Origin of the sequence: Peptoniphilus indolicus ATCC 29427, assembly GCF_000227315.1 — a bacterium.
In the GTDB taxonomy this organism is placed as follows: Bacteria; Bacillota; Clostridia; order Tissierellales; family Peptoniphilaceae; genus Peptoniphilus; species Peptoniphilus indolicus.
On record NZ_JH165064.1, the window covers coordinates 156,899 to 162,720 of the forward strand.

Consider the following 5,822-nt stretch of genomic DNA (forward strand, 5'->3'; position numbering starts at 1 on the left):
AAATACTTTTTAAAGTCTTTTTCATCAAACTTAAACATTTTTAACCTCCATAATAAGCAATGGCATAGTTCTATTATTCACTATAAGCCCCGTTTCTTTTACATCAAGTATTTTAAATTCTAAATCTCTTTTTAATAAGAATTCATATTCATCAAAATGATTACTAAAACTACTAATCATAGCTCCAATACCTTTTCCTTTTGGAATATATATCTCAAACATAGCTTCTTTTTTATAGAAAGCTTTTTCTAAAAGTAACGAAGTGCTTACATATCCTTTGTCTATATAACTTTTACCTACAAAATCTTGTATATTGTTAGTATCAAACTTTTTATATAAGAAATCTAAGTCGCTTCCTCTATACACTGATATTTTATCCGGTAAATCAAAGTTGGATATTACATTATCTATATTTTTTATGTGTCTTTCAATTTCACCTTTTATCTTTGCACTTCTCAAAATGGAATTTATTGTTTTGTCCCCTCTATGCGAGTAATAAGCAATACTTTCAGCTTCTTCAGCATTAACTGACCATTCAAATTCATCAAGTTTATCTTGACCATAAAATTCTACAAACTCTGAATATTTTTTAAATATAGTTGTTTTAAAATCATTGTCGAACGTTTGTTTGTTATTAGTATACTCTTTTTCACTGCTTACATCAACATATTTTTCATACCATTCGCCATAGCTAAGCTTTTCTATTCTTTCAGATTTTCCAGTTTCAGGATTTCTAATCATCCTAGTTTCATCATCTATATCATCAAAATAAGGAACAGTAGTTGTTCTGCAATTAGGGTGAAAAGGTGGAGCAGTTATGCCTATTTTATAATCTTTATACTCAAATACTCTGCCATCCATATCTCTACAAATTTGACTTGTTTTTAAATCTAAAGTTGCTATTATTTCATATTTTTCAACACCTAACTTTTTATATGAATCTTGAACAGCTTTTGAATTAATGGCAGCAGTTTCAGTCATCACAAGCCTAGCGGCACTATATTTAGAAGTTTCAAACTCTTTGGCAATATTTTTTATTGATTCATCCGGAGATGTTCCTCTTATGATATCTCTTGTTAAATTATCTTTTAAAGAATTAACAAGCTTATTGCCCCTTTCCCAAATTCTATTTGAAAATTCATTCCCATCACTTGTCCATGGTGTTTTTAGTATAGTTTTTAGAGTACCTTTATCAATACTTTGAAAATTTGAATAACCAACTATCCTATGAAGCTCATACAATTCATTATAATATCTCTTCTCGTAAGTCTTTCCTAAATGATTAAATAATCCTTTATCTTCCTTGGACATTAGATTTGCAACAGTCTTCTTAAGCTCTAACTCCATAGCTTGAAGCCTTGATATCCTCACTCTGTGAGAAATGATATCTAGCTCTCTTTCTATTTCAGGAGTTATACTTCCCTTAGACTTTTTCATAAACTCATCCATGTCCATTTTAAATAAACTCAACTCTTTGTCATTTAGCATTTTTTTAGCTTCGAATAAAGAAATACCACCTGCTTCAGCTTGTAGCTTAGTCAAGTGGTTATAAATTTTATCCTGTATTTTATTTACTTCAAAATCATAAATCTTTCGTATTCCTTTAACATATTCTTCAGACTCTCTAAACACATTCTCGTTAAGCTTTTCTATTCTTTTCTCCCAATCCATTCGCACGTGCTTCACCACCTAAGTCAGGATAATCATCATAAAGTTTAATTTTCTCATCTCTTTCTTTTTTTATTCGTTCCAACTCTTCATCCTTATCAGTTACAAAAGGATGATTAGAAACTAAAGTTTCATTTGATATAATTCCAATACTATTTTTAATCATCTCAACAGTAGACTCATCATTTACCATTATGTTTCGCTTGAATTTAATGTCTACTCCTTTAAAATTAACATTCTTAACTATACCTATAAATTCAAACATATAATCAAAACTTGCTGTAAACTCTAACTCTAGTTTGTTAGCATCCAGCTCCATATCAGAATACATAGCCTTAATATTTAAAGTATTTGGGGCATTATACGACCTTTCATTGTCTAGATATAGACTTCTGGCATTATGTGCAATAGCTTTCTTTATAAGCTCAATGATAACTTTATAATTCTCTGAATTAACCGTAACTTCAAGAGTATCTACTCCGCCTTGACTTCCATCTGCCGTTCTAACTTTAACAGCTCTATACTGTGCTAAATTCTCTCTAAATTCCCCTAAATCTTCACCCTCATAATTTTTAAGAATTAAGATAGTATTCATAGGATTTTCAAACATATTATCAGCATAGTTGCTAAGCAGTAAATTCAATGCATCCTGTAAACACTTAACTTTTTTAATTAAAGCTAACTCATTAGGCTGCTTAAAATACACAAAAGGTAGTTTCTTGTAACTATAACTTAATCCGTTCTTTTCCAAATACGGCTCATCCGTTAAATACTCTAAATGTCCATTTTCAAAAGAATATACTCTTATCTTATCTTGAGTGTAGAAATAAACATACTCTTTCTTCTTTATTGTATTACCGTTAAATTCCTCTTTTGATACAAACAAAATGACAGCCTCTAAGCTGTCATGATTATCATCTTTCCACACAGGAATTACACTCAATGGATCTAATCTTTTAAATTTAACATCTTGTCCATCAGTAAATAAATATAGCCAACCTATTCCTGTATTAAATGAATCAGCTGCTAAATTATTCATAGTTCTCATAAACCTATTATCAATAAACTCATTTATAAAATTTACCACTGTCTCATCATCTGAATCAATGTTTGGCTTGTCTGATAATAGATAATTGATTTTTTGGTCTACCGCACGTGCATACTGATTATCTTTTATAATAGTATTTGGTAGAGCTTTAATTCTTACTAACCTTCCGTCTTTACCTATTGTAGCCCTTATCTTTTCATCAATAGCTTGGCCATAATTGTAATAATCTATCCCTATTTGCATTTCTTGTTTTATAATATCATGAGCTAATATATTAATCTCTACAAACTTTTTAATCTGTTCCTCTGTTAATTTACTTAAATCCAAATTCTCACCACCTAAAATCCTACTAAGTTGCCCCTCATATCTTCTGTAAGTGCATATCTGCAACTGTCAATTGAATGGTTATCTTTATCTTCCAGTTTATTTTTTGTGTTACCATCTTTATCTACTTGGTAATCTATATTTTCAAATTCTCTTGCAGTATTAGGACATCTTACAGGATCTATTATTATCTCCTCTAAATCATCAAGCCACTTTTCACCAAATTCAACTGAACCCGGCCCCTTAGAAGCTCCGTACACTTTTAACCCATATTCCCACATCTCATCTATTGACTTTGGCTCAACACTATCAGCAAATATTTTTGTATCATTCCAACCATTTTCTTTTATCTTAATAGCTGCATTTCTATTAGAGAGTTTAACCTCGTGTATCTCCCCAAATATATAAATTTTTCTTCTCATCTTGTCATAATGAAGTCTCATAAAATGCAAAGGGTCATTAGCATATCCCCAGTCAATACCTTGTCTTATATTGTCAAATGAAAGTAACTCTTTAGTGCTAATCTCTCTAAAAATTAAATTATCAAATGGCACAACACCACTCCCTATTGGCTTGCCTAAATATTCCCATTCATATTTATTTGGTTTAGTTTTTTTGATATGCTCTGCCTCATCAATAAAATCTTTTGAAATAAAAGTATTATCCAAATATGTTGAACGATGTACTATAGTATTCTTTAGTATAAATTGAGTCTCGTACCTCTTATTAACCCAAGACTGTTTTCTTTTAGGCGGATTATAAGAATAAAAAAACTTATATTTTAACCCATCCGCAAGTTCAGCTCTTAAAACAGAATTTTCAATCATAGATACTTCATCTTCTGTTTTAAATTCAGCAAGTTCTTCTATCCATAACCTTGCTATAGGAAACTTTGCCACCTTAATAGATTTTATCTTTGCAGGATCATCAGCGCCCCTAAAAATTATTGAATTACCACGCGGTGTATATGTTATCTTTAAAGGGCTTAAATTAAATTTAAAATAAGGTTCAAGATTTAATATACTTATTGCCTCTTTTAACTGTTCATAGCAAGATTCTTGAAGAGTGTTTCCAACTTTTCTTACGCAAAGAATAGTTATTGGATTTGCTACTATATCTAAAATGAGTTCTATGCCTATATTAGAAGATTTCCCCGAACCTCTGCCGCCTTTGAATACATATTTTAAATAGTTATTAGCTTTTATCTCTTTGTGGATACTTCTAAAATTAGGCAGTATTATTTCAGATAGTTTAATCTTCGATGTCATCTACAATCACAACACTTTCCGCTTTGATTTCCAATTTATCAGTCCACATACCAAACCTTTTACCTAAAAGTTCTTGAGCCTTAATACTATCCTTATTTTGAGTTGGTAGCTCGACAACCTCCGGCTTTTCTTCAATACCTAAAAAATTCCCATTCTCATCAAAACTAGGCTTTTTAGTCATGACCACTTGATAATCAATCTCCTGCCTTCTTGCCGCCCTTGTAAGCATTCTAAGAATTTCACGCTGATCAGCAATAAGTTCTTCATCAAGCTCCTTCATTCTATCTTCAACATATTCTTTAACTTCTTGAGTGTTAAAAAGACGGCTTGCATTAGCACGAGCCGTCTCTCTGTTCTTTACGTTCTTATAGTATTTTAAATAACTTTCAGTCCTATTAAGAGTTTTAATATACTCATCAGCCACAAGCTTTTGTTTATCCGTTAATGCCATGCTTCACCGTCCTTTCTAATTAGTATCTCCAACCTTTGTATTTATGGAGATAGTACATAGTTGCATGTAAGTTGTTTTCAGTCTTAAATATTAATTTTTGTAAATCAGACTTACTTAAACCACGAAACTTTTCTTCAAGAATCTTCTCAATCTCAAAATTGGACTCTTTATCGTCTCTTATAAGAAGTTCATCTATTCTATCCACTTTAATTACCTCCTTTATATACATACTATAACATTTGAACAAAAAAAGAACCCTATTAATTTAAGGTTCTCTTTACTAACTATCTAAGAGGTTAAAAGTTGAATACACTTTTCTACTCTATTAATATAACACGCACATTTCGCACAAAACGCACAAAATCCAGAGTAAAATTAAAGCTTCATTCCTATTCTTCTTATAAAGTCAATAGGAGTGATATATTCAATTCCAAAAGCTTCACAAACATCAGGAATTTTAATTCTTTTCTTAGTGTTTGAACCGATTTCATTAGTAACAATAATATATTTTTTGCTAGTGCTGCTGCACAAATCCATGAATCAGCTACATTATAATACTCATATTTAGCCGTATCTTCATATTTGCTTTCATTCTCAATTTTATCTGCAATTTGAGTATAATTGCTGATAATATCAGCATCTGAACTAGTAATATTTGTGAAATTATTTTTATTCTCTTTAATCCAATCTATTAATCCATCATCTCCAACTAGTAATTCATCATAAATTTTGTCTAAGAGTATAATTTTATTTCCACCGTTTGTTATGAGTTTATCCCAAAATGAAGGGAATACATCCATTGGATATGTATGCTTATATGCTGTTATGAAAATGTTTGTATCCAATAAAAATTTAAATTCCATATGTTATCTCCTTAAGATTTCCATATGCTTTTGCTTTTATATTTCCTAAAAGTCTAAATCCTTCAGTATAACTTATATTATTAGATTCAATATTGTATATAACATCTCTTTTAAAATTCTCACTTAATTTTGAATTTAGATTATTATAGTAATTCCCGCCTGAATTATTTTTTTGCCTACGTTAAGCGTAGTTATACTTT

5 protein-coding genes and 1 pseudogene are annotated in these 5,822 nt (G+C 30.3%); all 6 read right to left on the reverse strand.

The annotated features are described in order from the left end of the window. Window positions 1–30 precede the first annotated feature (30 nt). Window positions 31–1,671, reverse strand: a complete 1,641-nt coding sequence (locus HMPREF9129_RS10770; protein WP_004822503.1) for a minor capsid protein — start codon at window positions 1,669–1,671, stop codon at window positions 31–33. Beyond that, window positions 1,640–3,043 carry a phage portal protein gene (locus HMPREF9129_RS08405; protein WP_004822505.1) on the reverse strand — a complete coding sequence of 468 codons (1,404 nt, stop codon included), beginning with the start codon at window positions 3,041–3,043 and terminating at the stop codon, window positions 1,640–1,642. The genes HMPREF9129_RS10770 and HMPREF9129_RS08405 overlap by 32 nt, the downstream gene beginning before the upstream one ends. A gap of 11 nt (window positions 3,044–3,054) precedes the next feature. Then, window positions 3,055–4,308 carry a PBSX family phage terminase large subunit gene (locus HMPREF9129_RS08410; RefSeq protein WP_004822506.1) on the reverse strand — a complete coding sequence of 418 codons (1,254 nt, stop codon included), beginning with the start codon at window positions 4,306–4,308 and terminating at the stop codon, window positions 3,055–3,057. Beyond that, window positions 4,292–4,759: a terminase small subunit gene (locus tag HMPREF9129_RS08415; protein ID WP_004822509.1), complete on the reverse strand. Its 468-nt coding sequence runs from the start codon at window positions 4,757–4,759 to the stop codon at window positions 4,292–4,294. The genes HMPREF9129_RS08410 and HMPREF9129_RS08415 overlap by 17 nt, the downstream gene beginning before the upstream one ends. Window positions 4,760–4,778: 19 nt before the next feature. Further along, on the reverse strand, window positions 4,779–4,964 hold the full coding sequence (locus HMPREF9129_RS08420; protein WP_040552894.1) for a hypothetical protein: 186 nt from the start codon (window positions 4,962–4,964) through the stop codon (window positions 4,779–4,781). 170 nt (window positions 4,965–5,134) lie between these two features. After that, window positions 5,135–5,622, reverse strand: a pseudogene (locus HMPREF9129_RS08425) (DUF4411 family protein). Window positions 5,623–5,822 lie beyond the last annotated feature (200 nt).

Coding starts and splice junctions, on each gene's coding strand:
- HMPREF9129_RS10770 (WP_004822503.1), bottom strand. CDS start 1,671: ATGGATTGGGAGAAAAGAATAGAAAAGCTTAACGAGAATGTGTTTAGA.
- HMPREF9129_RS08410 (WP_004822506.1), bottom strand. CDS start 4,308: ATGACATCGAAGATTAAACTATCTGAAATAATACTGCCTAATTTTAGA.
- HMPREF9129_RS08415 (WP_004822509.1), bottom strand. CDS start 4,759: ATGGCATTAACGGATAAACAAAAGCTTGTGGCTGATGAGTATATTAAA.